General features: G+C 52.2%; 21 protein-coding genes and 1 pseudogene. 21 read left to right on the top strand and 1 reads right to left on the bottom strand.

What is annotated here, in order from left to right:
- The first annotated feature begins 42 nt into the window (after positions 1-42).
- The 13 genes from ACZ500_RS13415 (at position 43) to ACZ500_RS13355 (ending at position 12,512) form a co-directional block, all read left to right on the top strand.
- A complete protein-coding gene (locus ACZ500_RS13415; RefSeq protein ID WP_464232967.1) occupies positions 43-606 on the top strand; it encodes a hypothetical protein in 564 nt (187 codons plus the stop codon).
- Positions 607-711: 105 nt separating this feature from the next.
- Positions 712-1,134, top strand: coding sequence for a DUF4019 domain-containing protein (locus ACZ500_RS13410; protein WP_464232966.1), 423 nt, complete (start codon positions 712-714; stop codon positions 1,132-1,134).
- Between the two features lie 335 nt (positions 1,135-1,469).
- Complete coding sequence (locus ACZ500_RS13405; RefSeq protein WP_464232965.1) at positions 1,470-3,497, top strand: ATP-dependent nuclease; 2,028 nt, start codon at positions 1,470-1,472, stop codon at positions 3,495-3,497.
- Entirely contained in the window at positions 3,490-5,280 is a 1,791-nt protein-coding gene (locus ACZ500_RS13400; RefSeq protein ID WP_464232964.1) for a UvrD-helicase domain-containing protein, read from the top strand. Before ACZ500_RS13405 ends, ACZ500_RS13400 begins: the two co-directional genes overlap by 8 nt.
- A 298-nt stretch (positions 5,281-5,578) precedes the next feature.
- Positions 5,579-6,100, top strand: coding sequence for a hypothetical protein (locus ACZ500_RS13395; protein ID WP_464232963.1), 522 nt, complete (start codon positions 5,579-5,581; stop codon positions 6,098-6,100).
- 380 nt (positions 6,101-6,480) lie between these two features.
- The gene (locus tag ACZ500_RS13390) at positions 6,481-8,382 is read left to right on the top strand and encodes an N-6 DNA methylase (protein WP_464232962.1); all 1,902 of its coding nucleotides are present in this window, start codon (positions 6,481-6,483) and stop codon (positions 8,380-8,382) included.
- Between the two features lie 7 nt (positions 8,383-8,389).
- A complete protein-coding gene (locus ACZ500_RS13385; RefSeq protein WP_464232961.1) occupies positions 8,390-9,046 on the top strand; it encodes a hypothetical protein in 657 nt (218 codons plus the stop codon).
- The gene (locus ACZ500_RS13380) at positions 9,027-9,734 is read left to right on the top strand and encodes a M48 family metallopeptidase (RefSeq protein ID WP_464232960.1); all 708 of its coding nucleotides are present in this window, start codon (positions 9,027-9,029) and stop codon (positions 9,732-9,734) included. The genes ACZ500_RS13385 and ACZ500_RS13380 overlap by 20 nt, the downstream gene beginning before the upstream one ends.
- Before the next feature lie 207 nt (positions 9,735-9,941).
- Positions 9,942-10,319, top strand: a complete 378-nt coding sequence (locus ACZ500_RS13375) for a cupin domain-containing protein (RefSeq protein ID WP_464232959.1) — start codon at positions 9,942-9,944, stop codon at positions 10,317-10,319.
- 158 nt (positions 10,320-10,477) lie between these two features.
- A complete protein-coding gene (locus ACZ500_RS13370; RefSeq protein WP_464232958.1) occupies positions 10,478-10,921 on the top strand; it encodes a TIR domain-containing protein in 444 nt (147 codons plus the stop codon).
- 563 nt (positions 10,922-11,484) lie between these two features.
- On the top strand, positions 11,485-11,742 hold the full coding sequence (locus tag ACZ500_RS13365) for a hypothetical protein (RefSeq protein WP_464232957.1): 258 nt from the start codon (positions 11,485-11,487) through the stop codon (positions 11,740-11,742).
- A 195-nt stretch (positions 11,743-11,937) separates the two neighbouring features.
- Positions 11,938-12,225 (top strand): type II toxin-antitoxin system Phd/YefM family antitoxin, encoded by a 288-nt coding sequence (locus ACZ500_RS13360; RefSeq protein ID WP_464232956.1) that lies wholly within the window; start codon positions 11,938-11,940, stop codon positions 12,223-12,225.
- The gene (locus ACZ500_RS13355) at positions 12,216-12,512 is read left to right on the top strand and encodes a type II toxin-antitoxin system RelE/ParE family toxin (RefSeq protein WP_464232955.1); all 297 of its coding nucleotides are present in this window, start codon (positions 12,216-12,218) and stop codon (positions 12,510-12,512) included. The genes ACZ500_RS13360 and ACZ500_RS13355 overlap by 10 nt, the downstream gene beginning before the upstream one ends.
- 340 nt (positions 12,513-12,852) lie before the next feature.
- Here ACZ500_RS13355 and ACZ500_RS13350 read toward each other — a convergent pair.
- Positions 12,853-13,380 (bottom strand): annotated as a pseudogene (locus ACZ500_RS13350) (tyrosine-type recombinase/integrase); the annotation flags it as partial.
- A gap of 570 nt (positions 13,381-13,950) precedes the next feature.
- Between ACZ500_RS13350 and ACZ500_RS13345 the strand changes: the two are divergent.
- The 8 genes from ACZ500_RS13345 to ACZ500_RS13310 all read left to right on the top strand — a co-directional run bounded on the left by ACZ500_RS13345 (position 13,951) and on the right by ACZ500_RS13310 (position 26,097).
- Positions 13,951-14,853, top strand: a complete 903-nt coding sequence (locus ACZ500_RS13345) for a DUF4338 domain-containing protein (protein ID WP_464232954.1) — start codon at positions 13,951-13,953, stop codon at positions 14,851-14,853.
- 6 nt (positions 14,854-14,859) lie between these two features.
- On the top strand, positions 14,860-16,425 hold the full coding sequence (locus tag ACZ500_RS13340) for an ISKra4 family transposase (protein ID WP_464232953.1): 1,566 nt from the start codon (positions 14,860-14,862) through the stop codon (positions 16,423-16,425).
- 411 nt (positions 16,426-16,836) lie between these two features.
- Positions 16,837-17,754, top strand: a complete 918-nt coding sequence (locus tag ACZ500_RS13335; protein WP_464232952.1) for a restriction endonuclease — start codon at positions 16,837-16,839, stop codon at positions 17,752-17,754.
- A gap of 108 nt (positions 17,755-17,862) precedes the next feature.
- A complete protein-coding gene (locus ACZ500_RS13330; protein WP_464232951.1) occupies positions 17,863-20,109 on the top strand; it encodes an AAA family ATPase in 2,247 nt (748 codons plus the stop codon).
- Positions 20,102-21,970, top strand: coding sequence for a UvrD-helicase domain-containing protein (locus tag ACZ500_RS13325; RefSeq protein WP_464232950.1), 1,869 nt, complete (start codon positions 20,102-20,104; stop codon positions 21,968-21,970). The genes ACZ500_RS13330 and ACZ500_RS13325 overlap by 8 nt, the downstream gene beginning before the upstream one ends.
- 152 nt (positions 21,971-22,122) lie before the next feature.
- On the top strand, positions 22,123-22,842 hold the full coding sequence (locus ACZ500_RS13320; RefSeq protein ID WP_464232949.1) for a hypothetical protein: 720 nt from the start codon (positions 22,123-22,125) through the stop codon (positions 22,840-22,842).
- Between the two features lie 2 nt (positions 22,843-22,844).
- Positions 22,845-24,008 carry a ComEC/Rec2 family competence protein gene (locus ACZ500_RS13315; RefSeq protein ID WP_464232948.1) on the top strand — a complete coding sequence of 388 codons (1,164 nt, stop codon included), beginning with the start codon at positions 22,845-22,847 and terminating at the stop codon, positions 24,006-24,008.
- On the top strand, positions 24,001-26,097 hold the full coding sequence (locus ACZ500_RS13310) for a Mov34/MPN/PAD-1 family protein (protein ID WP_464232947.1): 2,097 nt from the start codon (positions 24,001-24,003) through the stop codon (positions 26,095-26,097). Before ACZ500_RS13315 ends, ACZ500_RS13310 begins: the two co-directional genes overlap by 8 nt.
- Positions 26,098-26,467 lie beyond the last annotated feature (370 nt).

The raw sequence follows: 26,467 nt of genomic DNA, 5'->3' as shown, positions 1-26,467 counted from the left end.
CCCGCTTAATTTTCAGTTAGATGATCGAGTGCTATAATAAAAATGAAAAATGAAGAATATTTAACCATTGAACACTTCGATACTTATATTGAGTTGATCTTTGCAATGATGTGCGTAAGACATCCAAATTTACATGAACCCATATTGAAAATAATCCCCGGAGTACAGGTGTCTTCATCTTACGTTGTAAAGAATCAAAAACAAGATTTATGCATACCAACAAAGGGAATAATTGCTGGTTTTAAGAAAGAAGGACTCACAAATGTTCAATCTTTAAAGCAAGGTTTCTTCCATGTAAATTCAATGTTCTTGATTTCAATGTGGGCGATTCTCACCGGAACATCCAATTTCAAAAATATATCAAAAGAACCAGAAATTCAATTTTTTAGGCATGTAAGGAATGGATGTGCACATGGAAATAGATTCAACTTCAATCAATTGTCATATTCTGCCCATTGGAGGGATAAAGCTATTATGGCAGGCAATAAAGGAAAACCAGTCTTTCCTGATGTTCTAAAAGATTGTGATCCTATGTTACTTCTTTTTGATATTAACAATAAATATTTTAATCATGTTTCGTTACCAGGTTTTGTTGAATTTATTTAGAAATTTAAAAAAAACATCTAACGAATGCATCCTGGCGGACGGCTTAGAGCCGCCGCTGATGCTTATTTTCGCTTCAGGAAAATGAGAAGGAGACGAGAAGACCCTATGAAAACTGTGTGCGCTGTATCCATGGCAATACTGCTTATCTGCTCTGGCTTGTCTTCGGTGTGGGCAGAATCAAATGCAGAGAAAAAGCAGGTTTCCGCTGCCGAGGTTTGGCTTCATCTCATAGATGATGGGAAGTATGCGGAAAGCTGGAAAGAAGCGTCTTTCTACTTTCGAGGAGCCGTATCTGAACAAAACTGGGTAGCCTCTTTGGAGCCAGTCCGTAAGTCGCTCGGAAAGTTGGTGGATCGAGAGATAGTGAAGATGGAGGAATCGAGCAGTCTGCCCGGTGCGGCGGACGGCAAGTATGTCGTTATGACCTTTAAGACAGTTTTTGAGCAAAAGAAATCGGCCATCGAGACGGTAACGCTCATGCTCGACAAAGACGACGAATGGAGGGCAGCGGGATACTTCATCAAATGAAACAGCGAACGAGTCATTGCACCGGACGCGGCAGTATATCAGGCTTGTTTTCGCCCCGTTTCCCGGCCTCCGGTCTTTGCAAGCTGGGTATCCCGCTGGCCAGGCCGCGCCGGTGAATTCTTTGTTCGGCACAAACAAGGCCGGTGGACAACGAATTAAGAAGCATTACTACTGTCGATTTGTCCGTTCCGCCTAATGCGGCAAAGCCGCAGGTTCGGACTTCCTGACGGGCATGTTTACTTGCGCGGTACTGCCCAGACGAGACGCCGGATGCGTCGCTCGTATCGACGTCGAGCCGTAACCATCCATGGTGCCCCGCTCAATGGAGGATATATATGTACATCGCCAAGCTCGCCATCACCAATCTCCGCTGCTTCCGCCAAACGACGGTCGACTTCCAACCGGGGATCAACGTGATCCTGGGGGAGAACAACGCGGGCAAGACAGCCCTTCTACGCGCGCTGCGGCTAGTGTTCGACCGCTCCGGCCGTCAGCATCCCGATCTCCCCGATTTCTACCAGGGCATCGCCGACTTCACGAAAGCCCCAAAGATCTCCATCGCCGCGACCCTGCGATCGTCAACGGCCGATACCATTGACGACAAGGCCCTCGTGGCAACCTGGCTCACCAAATTGGACGCCCCCTGGGAAGCTCAGCTCACCTACGAATTCTTCCTTCCCGACGAAGAGGTTCCGGCATTCACCGCAGCGTGCGGGGTGGCACCCGACCGCGACCGATTCTTCAGCGTCGTAGAGCAGTTCATACCCAAGTACGTCGCCCGCATCTTCGCCGGACTCCCGGAGAACCGGCTCGTGGCCGAGCCCGACGCCTTGGCGAAGTTCGACTGCCACACCGTCGATGCGATCCGTGACGTCGAATCCGAACTGTTTGCAGGTACGAATCCCCTGCTGCGCACGATGCTGCGACAGGTGCTCGACCATGATGCGGACGAGGCCGAGACTCTCAAGCGCCGTCGCCATTTCCGCACCCTTACGCAAGATGCCCGTTCTAACCTAACGGGCCGCATGAATCTCGATGCACTCTTCCAGCTCGCTAAGGACACGGGAGCGGCTGATGGCGGAGCCCCCATCCTGCGCGATGCCATCGACGAAGACGACTTCATTGCCGCTCTACGTCTCTACATCGACCGTGCGCCGTTCACGGTCCCCGCAACCCACAACGGTCTCGGATACAACAACCTGGTGTACATCTCCCTGCTCTTGGCCAGTCTGCAGTTCAAAGCGTCTGTGCCCCGGCGGGGCCAGAATGCAGTCCTCTTCCCCATGCTCATCATCGAGGAGCCGGAAGCGCACCTGCATCCGTCCCTCCAGTACAAGCTGCTTAAGTACATCCAGAAACGGCTCTCCCCTGAGAAGACCAGTCGGCAGGTATTCCTCACGACCCATTCGACGCACATCACCGCTGCCGCGGGACTTGAACCCATCATCTGCTTGGGCCTCTCCGAAGCCGATGGCGGTGTCCACGTCGCCTATCCCGCCCGCGTCTTCGGCGAGAGCCTGGGAGGCAAAGCGTCCCGCAACTACGTCGAAAGGTACCTGGATGCCACCAAATCCAACATGCTTTTCGCGAAGGGCGTCATCTTCGTGGAAGGGATCGCGGAACAACTGCTCGTTCCCTGTCTTTCCCAATGCATCGGCCGTCCCATCGAAACTCACCACGTCGCGGTTATTGCCGTGGGAGGCGTGACCTTCAAGCACTTTCTGCCGCTCTTCGGCGCGGGTGACGACGAACCTCTCCGACGCTATGCGCTACGTCGCCCCGTCGCGTGCACGGTCGATGCCGATCCGGCCCGCAAGGCTAAGATCAAGGACGCGCGGCGTCAGAAATGCTGGCCGTACGCCCTGGACCGCGACTGCGCCACCTACGAGTACTTTCCTGTGTCCGGCGTCGTCGCCAATCTGCAGACCATGCGAGACCGATCGCCTGGGAACATCAAGATCTGCGTCGGCAGCAAGACCCTGGAGTACGACCTGGCCCTGGCGAACGCACAACTCTCCCTCCTTATCACACCGTCTTGCGAGCATGAGTCGGATCTTCGCGCCTTGGCGGAGACCCCGGAGACGGTGCCGATGTCCCTCCAATCTCTGCTCGCCGGGGACGGATCCGATACTCTCGATGCGCTGGCAGCTCGTCCGGACGCTGCGACGCACCGGTTTGCCACTTGCTACCTGCTCTGCGCTGAGGATGCCAAGGGGGAACATGCTCTCGTGCTGGAACGGCAGCTCCGCGAGAACGCCTCGAAGCCGGAGGCAGACCGCGAGCCGTTTGTATGTCCGGATTACATCAAAGACGCAATCCAGTGGACCTGCGTGTTCGATATGACGGAGGCTCCTCGTGCCTGAGAAACTGGAAATCGATTCCGGCACGCCCCTCACCGACATCGAACGCCATTTCCGCGTCGTGGCTGGGCCGGGGGCCGGTAAGACCCACTGGCTAGTGAACCACATAAAGCACGTCGTTGCAAGGTCTAAGCGGCTCTCTCCCGCGTCCCGCGTTGCGTGCATCTCGTACACGAATGTTGCCGTGAATGAGATTGTCACTCGGCTCAGTTCGGCCGCCACTCAGGTGGATGTCTCCACTATTCACAGCTTCCTCTACCGCAATGTTGTCCGGCCGTACCTCCACCTGCTGCGGGATGGTGACGGCCAGCCCCTCGTCGCGTTCGCATCCGTCGACGGTCACGATGAACACCACCCGTCCTACGCCATCTTCGACGAATGGCTGAGAAGCATTGGGCAGGCTAAGATTCTACAGCGAACCTTCGAGGTGCAGCGAGATATTCTCAAGGACAAGCTGTGTCAGTTGGTGTGGCGGCGTTCGGGGGACGGCAACTGGACGCTTGGGCCGCGAACGCTCGATCGCATGGGGAATATGCTCAATGCCATCAGCACGAGCGCAAACCTCATCGACTACAAACGCCGATACTGGAGGCTGGGCATCGTCGATCACGAGGACATCCTCTACTTCGCGCACCGCATCTTCGAAGAGCACCCACTCGTCTGTCAATGCCTGAGTGCCCGCTACCGCTACCTGTTCATCGACGAATTTCAGGATACGCTTCCCATCCAGACCAATGTTGTACAGTGGCTCGCCGACGCAGGGACGGTGGTCGGGGTCATCGGTGATGCTGAACAGTCCATCTACGGTTTCCTCGACGCCCACCCGCAGCATTTCCTGTCGTTCTCGCTGCCCGATTTCCTCGACGTGACCATGCGTCACAACCGCCGCAGCACGCGCCGGATCATCTCGATCCTCGACCATGTGCGGTCGGACGGCCTACGGCAACATTGCTTCCGTGAACTGGACGGGCAACCGGTGACGGTGTGCATCGGTGACCTCGACCGCAGTCTCGCGGCCATTCGTGCCGACCTGCCGCCGGATGCCATCCTCCACGTGCTGACGCGGAAGAACAAGGACGCCCACCGCGTGCGATCCGCCCTCGCGCCCGGAACCGTGGAGCCGTGGGAGTCTTTCTACGATGCGGATGCCGAACGCGCCCGTTTCATGGAGCACGTCATTGGCGCGACGGAACTCGCGAGTCGCGGCCAGTACGCGCTCGCCCATCGAGAAATGATTCGAATCATCGGACGGAGAGGGCGAGTGAGAAAGCCGCTCAAGTGTGACACGGACCTGAGCGACGTCCACCGGAAGGGAATCGCCGTCACCGTACTGCAGGAGTTCCTGACCAACCACGCCACTATCTTCGCCAGCACGTTGCTCGAGGCGTACGTCCGCTGCGGAACCTGCATCACGGCCGTGTATCCGGCGGTGACCCTGCCCGCTGCAAGGGCTGGGAAGTTCAAGACGTTCGCAGAGGCCACGCCGTACGCGCACCTCTCAGAATCGGTTCGTTTGCAGGAAGAGGTGCGTCATGTGCGGACCATTCACAAGGCGAAAGGGAGCGAGGGGGACAACATCGCTGTGTACTTCGAGGATGCCGCCCGTGTCCGGCATATCACGCATCCCTCGTCGGCCCCGGCAGATGAGGAGAAACGCCTCACCTACGTTGCCTTAAGCCGCGCCCGCGATCGTCTTTTCCTCTGCATTCCGACGGATGTTGCCATCAAAGCAGACGAACTCAACAAGCTCGATCTTTGTGTCATCGACCTGCGGGAGGCCCTATGACAACTGTCTCTGCTCCCGTTTTACCGCTGCTTTCAAATCATTCGCGTCAACATGTTCTGCGGGGTGTTAATGAATGAGAGTAGCGATGCACTGGAAGTCAAGCCTGCCTCGATGGGGGCACTTTGATAGCTCGGCATCCCATTGTGGGTCGACCTTTATGCCACTGGAGGAACAAAAAGAGGCCGAACAAAGGCATGCATCCGACGCCGAACCACGTGTTCTGCATGAGGAAGTTGCTGCTATTTCAACATCCTGGACATTCCTCGGCGCGGGTGATACCTGCCGTTAGGAGGTGATGATGGCTACAGGGAAATCGCAGTTTATTGGAGCGGCAGGTCAGTTCTACCTTTCATATGGATTGGCTGTTCGTGAAATCAATGCAAGTCTTACCCTCGACAATGCTCCGAGCGTTGACGTCTTGGCCTCCTCTCCTGACGGCAGGCACAGTCTTTCATTTCAGGTAAAGACATCCCGTAATGCATATCGCCGAAACCGTTATGGAAGCGAAGGATATGAGTGGGATGTTGGTGCGAGCGTAATTGGAAAATATCGTGGGTCGTTTTGGTACGCTTTTGTTGACCTCAAAGAACACGACAAGGGATGGAATCCGCGCGTCTTTTTTGTTCCTTCTCGCTGGGTCGCCGAGTTCGTCAAGCCGGACTGGTCAAGGTTCATGTACTTATTACCCATTACTGCACAGGACTTGACTCTTGAACGTTGGGATTTGGTGAAGGCTTATTTCGCTGGTGATAAAGTCGCGAGCGACTGGGCTAATGATTGGCCGGAAGACAAGCTCATAAAATGGAAGGCAACCTCCTAATATGGTCATGCACGCGGAAACGCAACCACACCGGGCACATGCGGTGGCATTTCCTGTAGTTTGTTGCCGGCGTGGCTGCGTGCCGGTGATGACCGGCGTTGGGGGCCTAAACGTTGGCTGATAAGAGCAGCGGAGATCGAAGCAGACGGATGGCAAGTAGTCTGATGGGCGTAACGGAGTCGCGATTGGGTGGAGACGAGAGCAGCTGGCTGCGCGCCGCATTGGGTGAATGACAGCCAACAGCGCCTTGCCACAGTGATGTTACGCATCGAAGCCTTGGCCTGGTACATAGGCTTGGTGCGGCGGTATGTTGAAAGACAGATGGGCGATGGAATTCAGGCCCTCGAATAACCAGCGGGGAAAATGCATATATCGCCAGATTGACCCTACCGAAACTCAAGCGCCATCTCTATGCCGCCGCGGACATCCTGCGCGGCAAGATGGACGCTTCTCAATACAAGGATTTTATTTTTGGAATGCTTTTTCTCAAGCGCTGTTCGGACGTCTTTGAGGAAGAGCGGGAAAAGATCATCCGTGAAGAGGTGGCGAGGGGCACCGGCCAACAGGAGGCCGAAGAACTGGCCGAGGACCATAACCTCTATGAAAAGCTTCTTGTGCCGTCCCAGGCCCGGTTCCGCACCCTGGACGAAACGGCCCACCAGAATATTGGCGATACGCTGAACAAGGCGCTCTCCGCTATTTCCGAAAACAACCCGGTCCTGTCCGGCGTTCTGGAACAGATCGATTTCACCCGTCTGATCGGCAAGAAACCGATTGCGGACCCGAAACTGCGGCAGCTCATCACCCATTTCCGCAAGCATCGGATGCGCAATGAGGATTTCGAGCATCGGGATCTGCTCGGCTCGACCTACGAATACCTGGTCTACATGTTTGCCGAGTCGGCCGGCAAAAAGGGGGGCGAGTTCTATACCCCCCGCGATGTGGTCAGCCTTATGGTGCGCCTGGTCGATCCCAGGGAAGGCATGCGCATCTATGACCCCTGCTGCGGTTCCGGCGGCATGCTCATCTATGCCCGGCAGCATGTGGGCCAACATGGCGGCAATGCCGACAACCTCTCCCTGTACGGGCAGGACAACGAAGGTTCGGCTTGGGCGATCTGTAAGATGAACCTTATCCTGCACGGGGTTTTCGAGCGAGTCTTCATCGAAAACGATGATACCCTCACCGCCCCCCAGCATCAGGAAGGCGGGGAGTTGATGCGTTTTGATCGGATCCTCTCCAATCCGCCCTTCAGCATGCCCTACGAAAAGAAGCAGCTCAGTCATCAGGAGCGCTTTTCCGCGTATGGTTTTCCGCCCGAGAAAAAGAAGGCCGACTTTCTCTTTGCCCTGCACATGCTGGCCTCGCTCCGGCCCGGCGGCATCATGGCCACGGTCATGCCCCACGGGGTCCTCTTCCGGGGCGGTGGTGAATACGAGATTCGCCGCAAACTGATCGAAAAAGACCACATCGAGGCGATTATCGGGCTAGGGGCCAATCTCTTCTTCGGTACCGGCATTCCAGCCTGCATCCTGGTCATGCGGCGCGAGGGGGATAAACCCGCCGCGCGCAAAGGAAAGATTCTTTTCATCAATGCCGACCGAGATTACGAGGAAGGCCGCGCCCAGAACTATCTGCGGGCCGAGCATGCCGAAAAGATCGTCCAGACCTTTCAACACTTTGAAACCATCCCCGGTTATTCCAGCGTTGTGACGATTCAGCAGCTTATGGAAGAGGACTTCAACCTCAACATCCGCCGCTACGCCGACAACTCGCCGCCGCCGGAAGCCCAGGACGTGCGCGCTCATCTGGTTGGCGGGGTTCCCAGGGCTGAGGTGGACGAACTCCGGCCGCTGTTCGAGGCACATGGGCTTGACGTGACCCGTCTTTTTGTGGATCGCGATGAACGGTATGCTGATTTTGAGCCCGATGCCGCCGGCAATGGCGCGCTGCGTGAGGCCGTGGATAACGATCCCGGCATCAAGGCCCGTGAACAGGCCATGTTGGCGGCATATAAGGACCTGGAACGTGTCAAAGCGCTGGAATTTGCCGCCGTCATTTCAAAGAGGCACAACCAAAGCGCGGATTGGGACCGGTGGACCGACCCCAACACCATTGAAACCCATATCGCCGACTTCAAGAAACCCTTCGAGCATAAGGACAAAGACAAACGCAGCAATCTGGCGATCCTCTGTGTGATGCGGATGCTCTTGACCGGATTCGACGCCCCGGTGGAGCAGGCCATCTACCTTGATCGCCGTACTGAACTTGGAGGGCGTTGATCGCCGTATGAAGCGGCTGATCGATGAGTATGTTTCGGCCCAGGGTATCGATCCGCGGATTGCACCGGTGGCCATCACGGATATTCATTTTCTGGATGAGGTCAAGCGCAAGAAGAACGCTCGCGCCAGGGCGTCGGAGATGAAGCACGCCTTGCGCCATCAGATCCGGCTTCGCTACGATGAAGATCCTGCGCATTACAAAAAATTGAGCGAACGGCTGGAGGCAATCATCCAGCAGCTCAAAGATAACTGGGAGGCTCTGGAAGAGGCACTCCGAAAATTCATTCGGGATGAATTGGAACGGGAAGGAAAGCAGACCGTGCCGGGACTTGACCCGCGTTTGCATGCCCCCTTTTTCGGGACATTGAAGGAGGCGATCGAAAAAACGCAAGGTCAGGAATTGAAAAGTGATGACCCGGTTTTCAAGGAAGTGGTCGATTTGACCGTGGCCACGGTGGATGAGATTCGGGAAAAAATACGACTGGTTGATTTCTGGCGGGATGAACACAGCCGCCGGTCCCTGGAAAAGTCGGTGTACAGGTCCCTCTTGCGAAGCGGGAAGATTGCCAGGGACAAAATAGCGGAACTGGCCACCCGAGTGGTTGACCAGGCCAGAAACCTTCATCGGCTGTTAGTGTGGGGCAATGGAAAGAATCGCGATTAAGGACATCGCTGTCGAGGTGAGACGCAGTGCCCGCCGCAAAACCGTTGAACTGAGCGTGGAACGCGATGGGCGTGTTCTTCTCTATGCCCCGGATAAGACGGACCAGGAAAAACTGGAGGCCATGGTCCGGGAGAAACTTCTCTGGATCTACCGGCAGCTCGGCCGAAAAGAGGAAGAACTGTACCAGATGCCGGCAAAGGAGTATGTTTCCGGCGAAGGCTTCTATTATCGCGGGCGGAAATACCGGCTGAAGCTCCTCGATGAACCGCAGCCCTTCAGAAATGGGGAGCCGCTTCGTTTCCAAGGGAACCGTTTTCTGATGCCCCGTGCTGTAGCTCCCAGGGGGCGGGAAGTGTTTATTCATTGGTATGGGAAACGTGCTGCCGAGTGGATTCCCAAGCGCGTCCATATGCTGCAAGACCGGGTAGGCATACAGCCGGAATCCATCGAAATTCGTGATCTTGGTTTCCGCTGGGGATCTTGCACGGAGAAAGGGAAGATTCTGTTTCATTGGCGGCTGATCCTTCTGCCACCGGAGCGGATTGATTATCTGATCCTTCATGAGTTGGTACATCTTCACGAACATAACCACAGCCCGGCCTTTTATGAACGATTGAGGCGGGCAGCCCCGGAATATGAAATCCATGAAGAGTGGTTGCGGCGAAACGGAGACCAGTATGGGCTGTAGAAGATGAAGAATCGTTGCCGAACGGGACACACTGTAACGAGCGGAGATCATTAGGGCCAGGATCAAAAATCGAGCATCTTTCCAAAACGTCCCGCCTGTTTAGCCGCCGCTAATTGAGCGCTAACTGGTGCGTGAACTTGACTGCTAAAAAATGCCCCAAGTTACCCTTTTCGGGTTATCGATTATAATTAAATTCGAGGAAATAAAATGAAATTAGTAATTGGATTAGAAGATGGCAGAAATGAACCAATAAAAGATCTAGATAATGCAACAAGAATAATTCTTGCAGATAAAAACACAGTTGGATCAGAAGATATTACTTTTGCTTACTGCAAATTTGAATCAGAAACATCAACACATAAAAAGCATATCCACGAAAATGCTGAGGAAGTGATATATATTCTTTCTGGCAAGGGAATTAGTGGATTAAAAGATAAAGAAGTTGAAATGAAAAAAGGCGATACAATGTTCGTTCCTCGTGGAGAAGTTCATTGGTTCTACAATCCTTTTCCTGAGCCAGTTGAAATGTTATTTATCTATACTCGTCCATCTTTAGGCTCAGCAGGATACAGAATTGTAGAATAGAAACGACATTAAAATAAAAATATCAATTCGTCAACCACCGACTTCACTCGGATCCGGCAAACAGGGCCGGTCGGGTGAGCCAGCCGTTATGTGTTATAAGTAAGATTATTAGAGCTGTCTTAACGGATCTCTATCTTCATGGGAAAAGGGAGATTCAGATGATTGTACATAATGTCAGAATCGGAAATCTGACAGAAAGTCAGAATCCGCAAGGAGCGCATAAGAAAATTTATGTCGGGTGCGCAGAATCTGACATCCGATACAGAGATATGATGGTCAGTTTCAGACAGCGATGGGGCTTTTATACAAATAATACATTCGATTTCCTCACATCTGATCGGCGCGGATTGAAATCAGAGCAGTGGAAACAGATCGCAGAGAAAAAAATCCGTGAATCGGACGGAGTGATGATGATGGTTTCCGAAAATACAGCATCCGATTCAGATGCCGCCTGGGAGATTGACTGTGCGTTATCGAACACTGTTCCCCTTCTGGGCGTGGATATCCGAAAAGCTCCTGATAGCAAAATACCGGAAAAACTTGTCGGAAAAATGACGAGATACGGCTGGGAATGGTTTTCCCATTTTATTGACAGCCTATAAGCGGACAACTTCACTCTGTAGCAATAGATTAAAATCTGACTTGAGAGATTCTTTTCTGCAAAAATCCGATGAGGGTTTGATATATCTGGTTCTAGCGGTTTTAAGCCTATCATACCCATTGGGTGAAGACGTAACAACCGTCGAATTTCTGATATCACTGAATGAGAATCGTATGTTAACCTGGAAATCGATCAATTTAGGTGACAGTTGTTTCATACCCGGCTGTTCATCTTTCAGTTTGTAAAAACAGATTTGATAACAATTTGGAGAGGTCGCAGAAATTCAAATAGGGTTGCATTGAAAGTAAACACATAAACCGGCGCTGAACTCGGAAACGAAGGGGTGTCATGGTTTTTGGAAAAACCCGCAAAAAACCGCGCCATTATCCCATCGTGCCGGTTGGCTTGGCGTTGGGCTTCAAATGGGCACCTTAATGTGGAACTTGGCAACACGCTTTAAATTTATAGTTTTTTGTAACGCATGACATGGCTGTAATCAACAGGACATATTATTAGGCTTGTTTGTAGTGCGCGTTTTAAGAACTAGAGAGTTTCCATCCGGAAATGGTCTTTTTTGCCAATCTCGGCGTCAATCTGCACGTTTGCTTGTGCGGCGACCCACAGGTCGCCTCCGCGCAAACGCTTGATTTCCTTGATATTGGCAAAAAATCCTCATTTCCGGATTGGAAACCGGGTTGCACCGGGAAATCATTTCCGGATGGAGACTCTCTATTACAGTGTCCCAGGGGAGGTGGTCGACGGGGTCTTCGAAGAGCCCGTCAGTCTCCTGAAGGGGGTTCTCTCCCACTACGAAAAGGGTGACGCCTATCCCCCGGCGATTTACGCCCTGGACCGGAATATCGACAAAAACGGGGACGGCAGCCCAATCGCATTTTAGTGCGTGATAACAGAAGCTTGCGCGGTTTCGATTGAAAAGTTATCCCTAATAAAAAACACTTGATCGCACATGACTTTGTATGATATTTTGTACAAAATGAATACTGAATGAGGTGCAAAATGCAAAAACTCAAAATTGATCAAGACATCAGGCCAATGTCGGAAGTCAGAAATGCCATGGCTTCTTACATCAAACAAGTCCATAACACGAAGCGTCCGGTTATCATTACACAGCATGGCAAAGGCGTTGCCGTGCTGTTGAGCGCAAGTGAATTTGAAGCCATGCAAGAAAAAATTGAACTCCTTTCAGACGTTCAAACCTCTCTCAACCAACTGGCAAAAGGAGAAGGCATCCTTCACCAAGAGGCCAAAGACAAATTGTTGAAGCGAGTTCCTCAATGCAAATAGTGTGGTCTCCTCTTGCTGTTGAAAGGATATCGGAACTAGTTGATTACATTGCTCAAGACAAACCTATGGCAGCAGACAAATGGATTCGTGCAGTATTTTCAAAGGTTGAACAACTTCAATCCAATCCAGAAATTGGGAGGATTGTCCCTGAAATCAATGAACGGGAATTCAGAGAGATAATTTACGGAAATTATCGGGTCATTTATCACATCGGAACAAAACAAATATCTATACTCACTGTTCGCCATGGGAAACAGATATTGCCGATAGATGAAGTCAAGTCATAATACCATTGAGAAGCATGACAATGAGCGTGCAATTTATAATGATCGTGATAGGGATAAACTTTTGCCTCCTTGACGCCTGCACACCTTCCCCTTTTCCAGTTCCCATTTCAATCCTGGCAGACGCCAATGCAGCGCCTACGAGACGTGTAGAATCCCCTTCGAACTGAAACCGCTCTTTCTGTTCAATATATAAACGAAATTAGATTGACATTCAGTATGACTTTTACGATGATTTGCCCGATCGGTAGTCAAGCCGGAGTTGTGCGCAGAAAAAGGTGCGCTGAAACATGAGGGAACATCATTCCCGACGGTAGTGGAAATTCGATACACTCACCGTGTTTCAATCCAACCGGCTTTTGACCGCTTTCCCTCCTTTGCTGAGTACATGCGTATAGATCATCGTTGTGCTGACATCTTTGTGACCCAGCAGTTCCTGGACCGTTCGAATATCGTAGCCATTTTCGAGCAGGTGGGTGGCGAAACTGTGCCTGAACGTATGGCAACTTCCGTGTTTAAGGATACCGGGCCTCCCGGATCGCCATTTTTACAGCGCGCTGCAGGACAGATTCACCCTTCCATACCCGTTTTCGAGATCTTTCATATGGATGAGTCGGACCCTTTCGAGGTGTTTTTCAAGTGGATCGCTGACCGAGACCGGCAGCATGGTGTAGCGGTCCTTTTGGTCCTTGCCCTCCCTGACGGTAATTTGGCCATATTTGAAATCGATGTCCCTTATCCTCAGCCGGAGGCATTCCATCAACCGGAGCCCCGATCCATAGAGAAGCCTACCCATAATCCAGAGGACTTCATCGAGGCGGGCCAGAATAGCCTGCACCTCATCGCGCGTAAAAACGACCGGCAGCCGCTGTATGGACGTCATTTCGGCTTGCCTTCAGGTTTGTCCACTTGGGTGGATTCGGGGGTGCTGCTCATGGGGGGCTCTTAGAAGGGCGGAGGCATCGAGGAGGCAAGATCCGAGACAGGGGAAGCTGTGGATCCGGGCGATCATTCTTTCCACACCAGAAAACTTATAGCTTTATTTACAGTACGAATCTGCGAATGTCAAGATTTAATTGCGCCAGATTTGAAGCCTAATCCTCCCTAGCGTTGAATTATCCGCCGCTTCGGCAGCCTAATTCCATTTAGGCCGCGATAATGGAGTCTTATACGACGTCAATTGGGTAATGGAATTGGGTGCGGCTCTTTTGGAACCACGCTAAAAAAGAACAATCATAGCGAGTTAGGCACTGTGCAAACTTAGGCATTGGTTGTTTGTGGATGAAATAGCATATCGGGGAGACGATATACCCTTTTTTCTAGATCTCCCAAGGGCAATAGCTCGGGACAACGATGAAAGCACTTTTTTGCGGAGATGATCATTTTTTGCTGGACTTTGCCCCATTTCTTTGTTATGGAAAAATGGCAAAGGAGGACTGGGATGATCACCGCAATAGACAATCAGCGATTCTGTGGTCGGGAGTTTACGCGCGAAGAGCTTTTTTTGATGCAAGAAGTGGTCGAGACCTGTGCAGGAATCAGCCGAACCGAACTCTCGCATACGGTGTGCGAGTTGCTGGAGTGGCGCCGAGCCAATGGCGGACTGAAAGCTTGCGAATGTTTGGACTTTTTGGAACGGCTGGAAGGCCAGGGGTTTTTGAAACTTCCGGAAGCTCGGCAGATTGGACCGAAGAAAGGCACGAGGCGGCACATTGCGCCCCAGACAGGCGAGCAACCATGGGCCGGACTGGCGGGGAGTGTGGAGTCGTTTTTGCCCTTGGATGTGGAGGTGGTGAAGAGCCAGAAACAGCGCAGTCTTTTCAAGGATCTTGTGAGCCGGCACCACTACCTGGGATATGCCATGCCGTTCGGGGCGAGGCTTCAATACCTGGTCTACGTGATGAAGCCAGGACGGCAAGTGGTCGGATGCGTACAGTTTTCCAGCCCGGCCTGGCGGATGAGGGTCAGGGATCGATGGATCGGCTGGGACGATGCGGCACGGGAGCGAAGTCTTCAACGGGTTGTGAACAACAGCCGGCTGTTGATGCTGCCAAGAATACGCAATCTGGCCAGTGCGTTGCTCTCCTGCGTGCTTCGGCGACTGCGAAAGGACTGGCGGGATCATTATGGGATCGATCCCTGGCTGGTGGAAACGCTGGTGGACCGGGAACGGTTTCACGGAGGGTGTTACCGGGCCGCCAACTTTATCGTTCTGGGGGAAACCAGTGGTCGAGGCCGGATGGACCGCGCCCATCAGCGTCATGGAGCGGAAGTGAAAACCGTGATGGTCTACCCGCTTGTCAAGGATGCAGCGATAAGGCTCCGAGACGGCTTCGGAGGGTAAGGGACGATGAATGCATTGGCCGTATTGTCGTCCCGGGAGCGCTTTTATGAGCAGTCGAGGCAGGGGTTTGAAGAAATGGCTGGGCGCCTGGATTCCGAGGAGGTTCGCTCGATGACCCATAGTGAGATTGAACGGGAGCTCGACAAGATGGGTCGGGAACTGATGCGCAAACTCTTGCAGGAGCATTTGGGATCCCGGGGTCCTGGAGAAAGTGCACAACCCGTTCAGGGCTCCGATGGCGTCAAGCGGCCGCGGGCGAGGCTTCAGAAGCGAGAGTTCGAGACGATTTTCGGCACGGTCTCGATAGAACGCGCGGGCTACGGCCAGGAGGGGAGCCGTAGTCTGCATCCGCTGGATGCCGAGCTCGATCTGCCCGACAAAAAGTATTCCCTTGAACTGAGCCGCCGTGTGGCAGAAGAAGCTGCAAGGAGTTCCTTCGACGAGACCTTCGAGAGCATCGGTAAAATCACTGGAGGTCATATCCCGAAGCGTCAGATCGAGGAACTGGTCAGGCTTGCAGCCCAGGACTTCGATGCTTTTTACGAGACCCGTCAAGCACAACCGGCAGTGGTTGAAGAAAATGACTCGATTATGGTGATAAGCGTCGATGGCAAAGGGGTAGTGATGCGGACGGAGGATCTTCGAGAGCAAACCCGTAAGGCCGCCAAGGCACGTAAGCACAAGATGGGCGCGAGGCTTTCCAAGGGGGAGAAGAAAAACGCCAAGCGCATGGCTACTGTGGCCGCCGTTTACACGATTGCGCCCTTTGTGCGTAAACCGGAGGACATGGTTCCCGAAACCGACTCTGAACGTGTCGAGCTGCCTTGCCCCCGGCCTGAGAGAAAACGGGTTTGGGCGAGTCTGGAGAAGACCCCGGAAGAGGTGATCGAAAAAGCGTTCGAGGAGGCAGCTTGTCGGGATCCCGGGCATCGAAAGAAGTGGGTGGCACTGGTTGACGGCAATAAGACCCAGATTCGCCTCCTGCGCCGCATAGCCAAAGAGAGAGGCATCGATCTGACCATCATTCTCGATTTCGTTCATGTAACAGAGTATCTTTGGAGTGCGAGCAGGGCGTTTCACTCCGAGTCCGGTGAAAAGCTGGAAAATTGGGTTCGCGTGCGGCTTCTTGAAATCCTGCGGGGAAAGGCCGGGTATGTTGCTGGAGGCATACGCCGCAGCGCCACATTGCGAGACTTTACCCCGCCAGAACGCAAACCCGTCGATGTCTGCGCCAATTACCTGCTCACCTATGGACCCTATCTGAAATACAACGATTACCTTGCTCAAGGATTTCCCATTGTTACGGGAGTCATTGAAGGCGCTTGTCGTCATATGGTCAAAGATCGCATGGAAGTGACTGGCGCCCGATGGAGCTTGAACGGGGCCGAGGCCGTGTTGCGTCTCCGTGCATTGCGCTCCAGCCACGATTTTGATGAGTACTGGGAATTTCATGAAGTACAGGAATATGAAAGAAACGATCGAAGCCTTTACGCCGGTGGCATCGTACCCCCCACAATCAAGCCAACACACGCTCCAGAACGTCGTCGTAGTCATCTGAAGATCATTAAATAAGAGGAATTTTTCTGTTCAAATTTTTGATAACATACGATAAAAAATGCAGCTCAAAGTCGTTCTAAAAGAGCCGCACCCAATTTAATTGTGGAGGAAATAGCTCCGAATAGGACAATAATCACTGCAAATACCAAATATGTACTTACAAAATCCGGCACAGTTAGGAACGTTCAAGGCGCATCACAATCATTTTCTGACACTATTTCCTTTAATACAAACCAAGGCAATCGGTTCCCGGCCAGTGGTTCGCATTCTGGTACATTTTGCCAAGCAAATGGTAATTTTGAGAAGGAAGTTTTATCGCTAATACTCAAAGAGAAATGACGGAATCGCCGAACAAAAAAATTCAGCGGACGCAAAAAGACGCGCCGCTGATTTTAAGCGTTCGCATGAGGGAAAGGGAGACAAGATATGGCGATACCTGATTTCCAGAGCATCATGCTTCCGCTTCTGAAGTTCTGTGCCGACGGGAAAGAGCACACAAACAGGGAAGCCCTCGATGCTCTCGCGCAGGAATTTGGCTTGACGGAGGAAGAACAGAAAGAACTCCTCCCCACCGGACAGCAATGCGTGATCGACAACCGCGTTGCCTGGGCACGCGCGCACATGAAGATGGCGGACATTCTGGAAAACACCCGACGCGGCGTTTTCCGCATAACCGAGCGTGGGCAAGACATTCTGAAGGAGAATCCACAGGAGATTAACCTCCGGTTTCTTCGGAAATTCCCCGAATACGAGGCCGCACGCGACAAGCACAAAGAGAATCGGCGGCAGCAGGAGAGTTCATCCGGCCCGGAGGAACAGGAAACCAAGACTCCGGCCGAACAGCTTGAATATGCGTATCAGACCTTGCGCGAGAACCTCGCAAGCGAGATTATCGCCCAACTGAAGTCGGCTTCGCCGGTCTTCTTCGAGAAAGTGGTCGTTGAGGTGCTTGTTAAGATGGGCTACGGCGGCTCCCGAAAGGACGCTGGACAGGCCATCGGGCGTAGCGGTGACGAAGGAATCGACGGCATCATCAAAGAAGACCGTCTTGGCCTGGACATCATCTATATTCAGGCCAAGAAATGGGAAGATCCCATTTCTAGACCCGAGATTCAGAAGTTTGCCGGCGCGTTGCAAGGCAAACGCGCCCGAAAGGGAATCTTCATTACGACTTCACGGTTCTGCGACACAGCCAAGGAGTTCGCGGCCAATATCGACAACAAGATCATCCTGATTGACGGTCAACAACTGGCGCAGTTCATGATCGACTTCGGTGTCGGCGTCGCAACCGATGCCGTGTATGAACTTAAAAGACTGGACTCCGATTATTTCACGGACAATTGAAACATTGAAATGCGAACAAACGGCTCCAGCGGCCGGAGTACCGCCGCTGAGCCGTACCGTTGGAAAGCGGCCGTGGCGTCGTAAAGGGCGGTCGCAGGAGAGCACTGAATGAAGATTTCTTTTGTTGAGATTCAGAACTTCCGGAAGCTGAAGGCATGCCGCGTCGAGATCGCGACAACCGAAACGATCTTTGTCGGCGCTAACAATAGCGGAAAAACCTCCGCGATGGACGCCTTAATCCTCTTTCTCAAGAAGAGCCGTCACAGGGATTTCGCGACGACAGATTTCACTCTGTCAAACTGGCTGGCCATGGACCAATTCGGAGCGCAGTGGGCGGCAGCCAAGGAGGAGGAAAAGCCTGCCCTCACGTTGAACTCTTGGATGCCCTTCCTCCCTGCTATTGACATCTGGCTTAAGGCTGACGAGAAGGACATTCACCGCATCGCCCACCTTCTTCCGACACTGGACTGGACCCCGAAGGACCTCCTTGGCGTGAGACTCGTGTTCGCCCCCAAGAAGATGGAGCAGCTCTACAAGAATTTCCGGGTTTCCTACCAGGCGGCGCGTAAAGCTGAGTCGAGTTCCTCGAAGAAGAAGTCACCACTGTCTCTTTGGCCACATTCGATGCGGGATTTTCTGGATAGAGAGCTTCAGCTTCAGAAGCACTTCGGCGTGCAGGCGTACATCCTTGACCCCGCGCAGTGCCATGCCCCAGAGAACGACATCGCCAAACCGCAGACGCTTCCCGCCGATAGCGATCCTTTGAAAGTCGACCCGTTTGACGGCCTTTTCAAGATAGACGTGATTACCGCCCAACGAGGTTTTTCTGATCCCAAGACCGAGGACGAGTCGCACAGCGGTTTTGCGAGTCTATCGACGCAGCTGAGGCAGTATTTCTTAAAGCACCTGGATCCGACAAACGCCCCGGATCCCAGCGATGTGGAAGCCTTGGAGGCAATCGATGCAGCCAAGACGATCTTTGACGAGAAGCTCAAGACGAGCTTCAAGTCGGCGATCGGTGAGCTTGAGGGGCTCAATTACCCTGGGTTTAGCGATCCCAAGATATCCCTGACAAGCAAGCTCAGTCCAGTCGACAGCCTGGACCACAGGACTGCAGTTCAATTTGATCTGCCGGGCGCAGACTCCTTGTCCCTGCCCGAGAAGTACAACGGACTTGGTTACCAGAACCTCATTTCGATGGTGTTCAGCCTGATCAGGTTCAGGGACGAATGGATGCGCGTCGGCAAGGCGGCGAAGAACCAAGCCGCGGATAGCGCAGTCATTGAACCCTTGCACGTCGTGCTGATCGAAGAACCCGAAGCTCACCTGCATGCCCAGGTGCAACAGGTCTTCATCAAAAAGGCGTACAAGGTGCTTCGCGCTCATGCGGCACTCAAGGACGATTCACTCAGCACGCAGTTGATTGTCAGTACCCACTCGTCACATATCGCCCACGAATCGGACTTCACTTGCCTGCGCTACTTCCGGCGCGAAGCAGCCACGAAGGAGGGCGAGATTCCGACAGCTAAGGTCGTGAATCTATCCAAGACATTTGGTGATCACGACGAAACGTCGAAGTTCGCCACTCGCTACCTCCGGACAACTCATTGCGATCTCTTCTTTGCTGATGCGGCTATTCTTGTGGAGGGATCGGCTGAACGTATGCTGGTGCCGCACTTCATACGGACGAAGTTCCCGAAACTCGACCAACGCTACATTTCACTCCTTGAGATAGGCGGCGCTCATGCACATCGGCTGAGGCCGCTGCTGGAGACACTTGGACTTCTTTCCCTGATTATCACGGACTTGGACGCCGTTGAGGCGTCGAATTCATCGAAGGCGCTGCCCGAGCGCGGCAAGGGGTATAGAACGGGCAATACCACTCTCAAAGATTGGGTACCCAAGAAGGAGGGGCTCGATGAGTTGCTCGGTCTGCCTTCCGACGCCAAGCAGACGCCGGAAAAGCTGGTCCGGGTCGCATACCAGTGTCCAATTACCGTGAAGTTCAAGGAGGGTGAAGCTGAGGCGGAGGCGATTCCCTATACATTCGAAGATGCCTTGGTTCTGACGAACGTGGAATTGTTCAGGGGATACAGCGACCCAATAGGGCTGCTGAGAAAGCTCAAAGCCGCCCTCGGAAAGGCAACGCTCGTAGATGCCTGCAAGGACATGTTCGATAACCTGGAAAAGGGCAGCAAGGCTGAAATGGCCTTGGAACTCCTGTACCTGAGTGAGCCAGGCGAGGTGCTGCCGCCAGTCTACATTGCCGATGGTCTCAAGTGGCTTGAAGAGGCTCTTGACGCGAGGGCAGTGGACGTTCTGGCCTCCGTATCGGCGGAGGTGAAGAATGCCTGACGCCACGAATCAAGACGATGAGCTGAGGAAAACGATCGCAGCCTGTCTCGACTTGGAGAAGCCGGGGAGCCTATTCCTCTATGCCGGTGCCGGCACCGGCAAGACAAGAGCCGTTGTTGAGGCGATGAACATCTTCCGACAGCGTTACGGTGATCGTTTCCGACGGTCCGGCCAGAAGGTTGCCGTGATTACCTACACCAATGCTGCCTGTGATGAGATCCGACGTAGGATCGACTTCGATCCGATCTTCGCGGTGTCCACGATCCACAGCTTCGCTTGGGAGCAGATTAGGCCTTACCACAAGGACATCTCCGCGTGGCTCCGCCTGCGTTTGGCTGCCGACATCGCCAAGCTTCAGGAAGAGCAAGCGACGGGAAGGGCCGGAACGAAGGCAGCCGCTGAGCGGGAGATACAGATAGAGTCGAAGCACAAGCGGCTTCAGCACCTCGATGCCATCAAGCAGTTCACCTACAACCCAAATGGCGAGAACATCGGGAAAAACTCGCTGAACCATGCCGAGGTGATAGCCATCTCCGCAGCGTTCCTGGCCGACAAGCCGCTCATGTCGCAGATCTTGATTCGGAAGCATCCCGTCTTGCTTGTTGATGAGAGTCAAGATACGCAGAAAGACCTGATTGATGCGTTCTTTGTGCTACAGGCCAAGAATCGCGACCAGTTCAGTCTCTTCCTATTCGGCGATACCATGCAGCGCATCTATGCAGATGGGAAGGTGGGCCTGGAGCAGGCCATTCCGAACGATTGGGAGAAACCTGCTATCATCACCAACCACAGGTGCCCCAAGCGTGTGGTCAGGCTTCTGAATCGGATCAGAGCAGATGCGGACGGACAAGTGCAGGACCATAGATCGGATGCGAAGGAAGGGGTCGTACGACTGTTCCTTGTTAATGATACTGATAGCATGGACAAAACCGCAGTTGAAGCTGAGGTGGCAGCCAGAATGGCCTGTGCCGCTTCTGACGGTGAATGGACCGACCGGCAAGCGGTCAAGGTGCTCACCCTGGAGCACCACATGGCGGCGCGCAGAGGGGGTTTCGACGGTTTTTTCGTGCCGCTCTACGGCATCTCCAGTTTCAGGACGGGTCTCCTTGATGGAACTCTTAGCGGAGTCGCCTTCTTCGCACAGCAGGTTCTGCCCTTGGTGCGGGCTCTACAGGCGAAGGACAGGTTTGCTGTTGCCCGGGCCGTAAAGGACCACTCCCCGATGGTCTCGCGTGAGACGCTAGGTGCGAGTGAAGCATCATTGGAGGGAATCCGCGAGGCGGGGCGATGTGTGGAGTCCGTGTTTTCCTTGTGGGACGACGGGGCTGATCCACTCCTGATCGATATCCTGAAGACGATCGCGGAAAATGGACTATTCACAATCCCCGACGTGTTTGCGCCAATTCTGCGCCACACCGACGCCGCGGGAGAGACAGAGGATTCAGGGGACGATAAGAACCCGGCAGTCGATGCATGGAGGGAAGCTCTTTCTGCCCCCTTCAGCCAGTTACATGCGTACGTGGAGTACATCTCTGACAGGTCGCCATTTGGGACACATCAGGGCATCAAGGGACTGCAGTTTCCGAGAGTGATGGTGGTACTCGATGATGGCGAAGCCCGAGGGAACTGGTTCCAATACGATAAGCTGTTTGGGGCAAAAGCCCCAACAACAACGGACAAGAAGAACGAGGCGGACGGGAAAGAGACCTCTATAGAAAGAGTACGCCGGTTGTTCTACGTGACGTGCAGTCGAGGACAGGAGAGCCTCGCCGTTGTTGTGTACACAAAAGAAGTGACCAAGGTTGCCACGTACGTGACTGGCGTTGACTGGTTCGCGGAAGGTGAGATCGTTCGCCTGTGAGGTAGGCAGATCTACGTGATGCTCTGACAGAAAGCACGTTTCCAACAAGCCGTTGCTCGCGACGGCTTATAGCCGCGCGAGAACGGCGGCGTTGGACGAATTGCGAATGATATGGCGAAAAGCATTTAATATAGTAACGGGGGCATTTAAAATTGGCTAAAATAAAATGGCTGGATGAGTATGAAATAAAAGCAAGGTATATTCCAACTTTTCTTTCTGTCATCCCTATGGTGCATTTTGCAATAATGCTCCTTGGCAGGACATTCTGGAATGAGTTGGCAGACAATATAAGTTGGATGCCTGCCGTCGCCAATATAAGCCTTTCTTGTGTAGTGATGATTGCACTTGTCCAAATACAGAGTGGACTTGGAAAAACATGGATCGAGGAGTCTGTCTTCGGAAAGGGCGGCGAAAATTTTCCTACGACCGACATGCTTCTTTACAGGGGCGGCCTGATATCAAGGAAAAGAAAAGAACAACTACATAGGATAATATCAGATTCTTTTGGCTCGACCTTCTCCACTGAAGATGAAGAGAGGGACGATCCTCTGAATGCGAGACTACAGGCACGTGAAGCGGTCGGGCATGTCAGGCTAAAGGTAGGGCATGGTGTCATGACGATCAAATACAATATCAGATACGGATTCTTCAGGAACCTTATAGCTGGTGTTGTCTGGGGTACGGTCGGTTCTCTGGGATGTTCGATACTATATTTTGTGGACAGTGCCTGGAAGCCGATGAGCTTCTTTCTTGTCTGTTTCCTTGTATTTGCTGCGCTCTACATTATGGAGAGGCAGATCCTCGGAAAACTTGCTTTCAATTACGCCGATATATTGTTCACTGAATTCTCAAGCCAGGCTAAAGGAGAATGATAATGGCAAACTCTAAAGTCACTTTCTTTCCAGTGGGGGAAAAGAATGGCGGTATGACCCTGCTCAAGCTCAATGACAGCGACGAGACAACCATACTGATCGACTGCTCGATAGGGGATGATCCGATAGCCGAACATTGCGATGTCAATCAAGAACTAAGAGACAGGCTGCCGACAGATTCCGATGGCCGACCATATGTCGATGCCTTCATATTGACACATCGGCATGATGACCATCTGAAAGGGTTCACGAAACATTTCCATACCGGTTCGCTTGATGACTACGACGATGACGCAGATGAACTAAAGATCGTAATCCGGGAGCTATGGAGCAGCCACAATTTTTGGAAGCCGTCCTCCAAGGACTACCAGCTGTGCAGTGATGCGAAGGCATTCAATAAGGAGATGAAACGTCGTGTCGAACTCTTCAAGGATGGCAAAGAGATCCAACCCGAGGGGGACAGGGCGATAATCGTCGGGAAAGATCCGGACGGAAAGACCGATGGCCTTGAGGATATCAACTATGATATCGGCGACACCTTCACCAGGATAAACAATCGCTATATTTCGTCCAAACTGAAAGGTCTCATCCTCAGCCCGATAGAGCAGCAGAAGGATGAGGATGATGAATGCTTCACTGACAAGAACCGGCAGAGCATCGTCATGCAGTTCAATGTCATCCAGGGGTCTCAGGATAATAAGTTACTGATGGCTGCGGATGCAGAATGCCTTGTCTGGGAAACCCTGTGGGGTGAGTATGAAGATGACACCGGAAAATTGGAATATGACATACTATATGCCCCGCATCACTGTTCATGGCACGCACTGTCATACGACAGTCAGTCCAAGGATGATGACCCGAAGGTGTGTGACGATGCGAAAAGCGCTCTCAGCCAAAAAAAGGAAGGGGCCGTCGTAGTTTCGCAGAGCAGGGTAATACAGGATTCAGACCAGGACCCGCCAAGTGTTGCGGCAAAGGAGGAATATGTCGACGTCGTCGGGGAGAAGCAGTTCTATTGCACCAACGAATACCCCGACGAGAAAAAACCTGAACCGCTTGAATTCAACCTTACAGGTAGCGGGCCGCAGAAGAAAGGTATAGCGGAAAAACCGAAACTTGCAGTGGCGGCATCAGCATCAGCGAAGGAAGCTTATCCTCATGGATAGGTTCTGGCTTGAGAAGGCCCATAAATACATAACAGAACACAATGCATTCGATGATGTCTCTGGAATAGAGTTCAATGGTTCAGATTCAATCGCCAGTATCACAGCGAAGGTAAAAGTCAACCTGCCGAGTAGGTTTGTTAAGGCTGGCATTACCGAAATCGGAGTGAAAGAAAAGGAGGATGTAATGTTCCTTTTCGGCAGCTCCTTTCCGCTCAAAGCCCCGACAATCCAGCTCAGGGATGATTTCCCGAGATGCTTCCCCCACATAAATCCATCAGAGAAGAGGGTGCTCCCATGCATCTATGAAGGGGATCTGTCCGAGCTTCTTCAGCAGTCCGGTTGGATGAACGAGATTTTGAACCAGCTGGTAGACTGGCTGGAAAAAGCAGCTTCGAATGACCTGCTGAATTATGAACAGGGATGGGAACCGATGCGGAATGACCGCATAGAAGGTTTCATCATGTATGATATAGATGAGGTGCTTTCAGCATTCAAAAAAGAAAAAGCATCAACTCTAATCATGGAAATCAAATACATCAGAAAAAATGGATTCATCATTGCCGGAGCGATATCCAAATCAGATAATGTAAAGAAAGCCCAGCTTGTCATTTTCTCATCACCTAAGGTCATCGACAATTACGTTCCGAATAATATAGCAAACCTCGGCCAGCTATACGATTATGCGAATTCAATCGGTTTGAATGGCCTAAAAGATACCATCAAAGAAATCGATATTGGGAATATCGATGATGATAACTTGTTTGTAATTTTTGCCATCAAAAGACCTGTATATTTAATCGGAACAGCCTCAGATATTGAGTTCTTGAACTTCGTCATCAATAAGAAAACCAAACATAGGATGAAAAAAGGCAGGGAGCTGAAGCGGACACTGCCTGACTGTAATGTCGGTATGCTCTCACATGTGTCACCGCAATCACCTGCACTTCTGCAACGGATTTCTGGAATAAGGGGCAATAAGGATGAGACGAGACCTATAGCATTGTTGGGTTGCGGCAGCATGGGGTCTAAGATCGGCATGCACTTGGCACGCAACGGAAACGGACCGTTCAGGTGTATCGATAATGACATCTTCATGCCTCACAACAATGCCCGGCATGCATTGACATTCACATATACCGAAAACAAAGCTGAACTGCTCTCTTTATCCATCATTACCATCGGAAGGGTTTCTGCTGAACCTGTCAAAGAGAATGCACTCAATGTCAATTATAGCAATTCAAGGATCATCATCGATACAGCTGCATCATTATCAGTCAGGAATTTCCTGATGAGCAGGCCCGAACTTCCACCGGTCATCTCGTGCGGGTTATATAGGAAAGGCCGGTGCGGCTTGTTGCTGATCGAGAACAAAGACATGACCAGCAGACTCACAGCGATATGGGCTTTCCTGTACTACAAGTCGTTGTCTGACACTGAGATCCGAAATATATTGTACTCCCGGAACCTGGATGATGTCCTGATAGGACAGTCTTGCAGTTCACAGACATTGGTAGTCGACGATGCCCGGATTTCCCTTTTAGCTGCGACGATGAGCCTTCGAATACAAGGGGTATTGGAGAACGGCCTGCCTGACAACTCTGAAGTCCTGATTTCAGAATATGACGATAATTATTCTTTGACATCAAGAACGTATGCCGTCCCTGGATTCACTAAGCTTGAAAGCGGCAAAGAACGGGACTGGGATGTGTATATCTCTGGACCGGTGATCGATAAAATGAGAGATTTGATGCATGAAAAGGAGCCGAATGAGACAGGAGGTTCGTTGTTAGGTTCGGTTTTCCTGTATCCGAAGGCGATCGTAATAACAGGTCTGATCAAAGCACCGCCTGACAGCATCGAAACACGGGCCCTGTTTGTGATGGGTATCGAAGGGCTTGAGAAGGAAATAGAGAAGACCGAAAGAATGACAAAGGGAAAAGTGACATATCTGGGAACCTGGCATAGCCATCCCCATGGAGGAGGTGCATCGTCAACTGACAAAGGCACATTTAGGAAACTTCTGTTTGTCAGGAACTATGAGCCAACAGTATGCCTGATCGTTACGGAAAGCCAAGTGATAATGGTGTGAAGATTGATGAAATGTAAAGGAGTTAAATTTGTTTCTATACAAAACCGTCCAACAAGGCTTTTGCAGCGGACGCAAAAAGCCGCGGTGCGCCACTAAGTGTAAAATAGCTGGCATCTGAGAGTGAGTGCATCGAAAGTGTTGACCCGACACATCGATTATCGAGTCTTGTGCGATGCCTGGTAACAGGCGTTGTAAAGCGTAGACAGAGAGTTTGCAGGCCGAAAACATATGTTGAAGCGATTGAATCCCGTTAATTTTGTCATGTGAGGTGGCCGATGGTTTCGCGGCGCCAGAAGGCAACATTAGAACCGACGCTGAATGGGGAGGACGTTCTAACACCTCCGGGATCGTAGAGCTCGGCATGTAAACA

The sequence above is a fragment of the Desulfatiglans parachlorophenolica genome (genome assembly GCF_055394735.1).
The sequence above is the reverse complement of the archived record's forward strand: the minus strand, read 5'-3'. Positions and strand labels throughout refer to the sequence as shown.

What these genes read in the sequence shown, in the direction of transcription:
- ACZ500_RS13415 (WP_464232967.1), top strand. Translation starts at nt 43, where the DNA reads ATGAAAAATGAAGAATATTTAACCATTGAACACTTCGATACTTATATT.
- ACZ500_RS13385 (WP_464232961.1), top strand. Translation starts at nt 8,390, where the DNA reads ATGAAGCGGCTGATCGATGAGTATGTTTCGGCCCAGGGTATCGATCCG.
- ACZ500_RS13410 (WP_464232966.1), top strand. Translation starts at nt 712, where the DNA reads ATGAAAACTGTGTGCGCTGTATCCATGGCAATACTGCTTATCTGCTCT.
- ACZ500_RS13380 (WP_464232960.1), top strand. Translation starts at nt 9,027, where the DNA reads ATGGAAAGAATCGCGATTAAGGACATCGCTGTCGAGGTGAGACGCAGT.
- ACZ500_RS13335 (WP_464232952.1), top strand. Translation starts at nt 16,837, where the DNA reads ATGGCGATACCTGATTTCCAGAGCATCATGCTTCCGCTTCTGAAGTTC.
- ACZ500_RS13360 (WP_464232956.1), top strand. Translation starts at nt 11,938, where the DNA reads ATGCAAAAACTCAAAATTGATCAAGACATCAGGCCAATGTCGGAAGTC.
- ACZ500_RS13325 (WP_464232950.1), top strand. Translation starts at nt 20,102, where the DNA reads ATGCCTGACGCCACGAATCAAGACGATGAGCTGAGGAAAACGATCGCA.
- ACZ500_RS13370 (WP_464232958.1), top strand. Translation starts at nt 10,478, where the DNA reads ATGATTGTACATAATGTCAGAATCGGAAATCTGACAGAAAGTCAGAAT.
- ACZ500_RS13405 (WP_464232965.1), top strand. Translation starts at nt 1,470, where the DNA reads ATGTACATCGCCAAGCTCGCCATCACCAATCTCCGCTGCTTCCGCCAA.
- ACZ500_RS13375 (WP_464232959.1), top strand. Translation starts at nt 9,942, where the DNA reads ATGAAATTAGTAATTGGATTAGAAGATGGCAGAAATGAACCAATAAAA.
- ACZ500_RS13355 (WP_464232955.1), top strand. Translation starts at nt 12,216, where the DNA reads ATGCAAATAGTGTGGTCTCCTCTTGCTGTTGAAAGGATATCGGAACTA.
- ACZ500_RS13395 (WP_464232963.1), top strand. Translation starts at nt 5,579, where the DNA reads ATGGCTACAGGGAAATCGCAGTTTATTGGAGCGGCAGGTCAGTTCTAC.
- ACZ500_RS13365 (WP_464232957.1), top strand. Translation starts at nt 11,485, where the DNA reads ATGGTCTTTTTTGCCAATCTCGGCGTCAATCTGCACGTTTGCTTGTGC.
- ACZ500_RS13315 (WP_464232948.1), top strand. Translation starts at nt 22,845, where the DNA reads ATGGCAAACTCTAAAGTCACTTTCTTTCCAGTGGGGGAAAAGAATGGC.
- ACZ500_RS13340 (WP_464232953.1), top strand. Translation starts at nt 14,860, where the DNA reads ATGAATGCATTGGCCGTATTGTCGTCCCGGGAGCGCTTTTATGAGCAG.
- ACZ500_RS13330 (WP_464232951.1), top strand. Translation starts at nt 17,863, where the DNA reads ATGAAGATTTCTTTTGTTGAGATTCAGAACTTCCGGAAGCTGAAGGCA.
- ACZ500_RS13310 (WP_464232947.1), top strand. Translation starts at nt 24,001, where the DNA reads ATGGATAGGTTCTGGCTTGAGAAGGCCCATAAATACATAACAGAACAC.
- ACZ500_RS13345 (WP_464232954.1), top strand. Translation starts at nt 13,951, where the DNA reads ATGATCACCGCAATAGACAATCAGCGATTCTGTGGTCGGGAGTTTACG.